At 61.7% G+C, this 2,021-nt stretch carries 1 protein-coding gene; it reads right to left on the bottom strand.

Annotation, left to right across the window (positions count from 1 at the left end; all coding sequences use genetic code 11):
• Nucleotides 1-403: 403 nt before the first annotated feature.
• The gene (locus L284_RS38245; protein WP_021234660.1) at nt 404-1,939 is read right to left on the bottom strand and encodes an ISNCY family transposase; all 1,536 of its coding nucleotides are present in this window, start codon (nt 1,937-1,939) and stop codon (nt 404-406) included.
• Nucleotides 1,940-2,021: the final 82 nt, after the last annotated feature.

The raw sequence follows: 2,021 nt of genomic DNA on the forward strand, positions 1-2,021 counted from the left end.
GACGTCTGTCAAGCCAGGCCGAAATTACCCGGTTTTTGCGGGTCTCCAGCTGTAAACGCGTCCCGCTCCAGGCGGGACATGAGGCGCCGCGCATGCGCGGGGTCGAGGCTTTCCTCTCGCCGACTGTGCCATTCGCGTGCCATCAGCTCAATGGTCACGCAGTGCTGGCGCTCCGCTCGCGCGCTCAACGCCGGGGTCCTGCCCCTGCGCCAACAGCTCGCGCGCTTCATTTCTGTCGCGCGACATTCAGGGTGAGAAACGTGTTGCCTCGCGAAGAAATGTTCCCGAACAACGCGACCGTTGCCTCACGTAATTGTTCCTTACAGACCCTCGTGCGTCATTGCCATTGCATGTGACGGATTGCCGTGCAGCTGAGCCGTAGGCGAGGCGGAACGGCAATCCGTCACATGGCTGTAAGGATGGTTTCCGTGTCGACTGGCGCGTCACTGGCCAGCCCGGAAGAGTGGCTGAACACCAGGGCTCGCGCGTGTTCGGTGCGCCAGCCTTTCAGACGGCGCTGGATAGTCCGCAGGAGGCCGTCCGGGTAGATGTCCGGCTGCTCGGCCTGCAATTTTTCCAGCAACTCCCGCCCGGTACGCCAAGGCTCGTCTTCGAACCAGGCTTTCAACTGGTCGGTAACCTGAAGCAGTGGATCCGGCCGGCGCCGCTCTCGCTTACGCGGCGTCTTATCAACCGCCGTAGGCCGCGACTCACCATTCTGCCATAAAACTTTCAGGCTCGAGAGGAACGCCCCCAGCGGTGGGGGTGACGTTTCGGTCGGATCTGCCAAGACGACGGCGTCGGCCAGGACCACCAGTTTCTGCTGCGCGGTGCGGATGTCTCGCAGCAGTCGAACCGGATCCAGTCTGGCGGCCAGGTCCCGTAGCCGTTCGCGTGTCTGCTCGCTGGTCCGCGGGTCATCCATCAAACGCTGGAACGGCGTCGCGGGAGCGTGATAGCGCTTGTGGACTTTGGCGCCGTCGCGGCGCTTCTCCGCCAATTTGAATGAAGGCTGGAAGAAGTTCACGAACAGGCGCGCCGCCGCATACAACTCGGCCAGCAACCCAGCTGCTTCCAGCCCTTCGAACCGACGATAGCCCACCAGACGACGCACAACCGAACCGTTCTTTTGCTCGACCCAGGCCTGATCGTTCTTCCGATAGGGTCGGCAGCGGGTAAAGGCGATTTCCGTCGCCGCGCAGTAATCCCGCACCGTCTCATTGATAAACACGCTGTCGTTGTCGGAATCGAAGCCCAGCAACGGGAACGGCATCAGCTTGCGCAGTTCCTTGAGCACCTCCACCAATAGCGTTTGCTCGCGAACCAGTAGCGGAGCGCATTCGGTCCAGCCTGTCGCGATATCCGTCAACGTCAGCGTCCACGTCCAACTCCCTTTCGCCACCGGACCGCTATGCGAAACAAGGTCGGCCTCCATATGTCCCGGCGCCGGATCTCCCCAATCGCTGAATGTTCGGATCGGAACACTGCGCCTAAGTTCAGATCCCGCCACGCCGCGACGCCGGACCTTATGGCTGTTCCCTTTCGCGGTCTGTAAAACACGGTCAATCGTGGCCGGGCTCATCTGCAACAAGCTTCCTTTGATCGCCGGATCGAGATCAAGATGGCCATGGCCCTCCATCGCCTCGATCAGAATCGGGATAAGCGGCCGAAGTCGCTTGCCGCACAGGCGGTCGCTGGCCTCCCACAACACGAGCAACGCTCCGCGCACCGCCTCGTTGTAAATTCTCCGCTCGGGTCGCGTCGTTTCCCTGATCAACGGCTCCGCCCGCAAGAGTCTCATTGCATGCTTCCGGTGGAAACCTGTGATCGCGACGAATTCGTCGAGAACCTTGCCCTTGCTCGCGCGATCGGCCGAGCGATACCGCTCGCCGACTGCTTCAATCAATTCCCTGCGCGTCGCCATGCTCACCTTCCGCATCGTTCCCTCCCGGCCAATGCCGGGAGCAGTTTAGATGAGGCAACGGCAGGTTTGCCGGGAGCATTTCAGGCGAGGCAATGCG

The sequence above is a fragment of the Novosphingobium lindaniclasticum LE124 genome, assembly GCF_000445125.1.
GTDB lineage: Bacteria > Pseudomonadota > Alphaproteobacteria > Sphingomonadales > Sphingomonadaceae > Novosphingobium > Novosphingobium lindaniclasticum.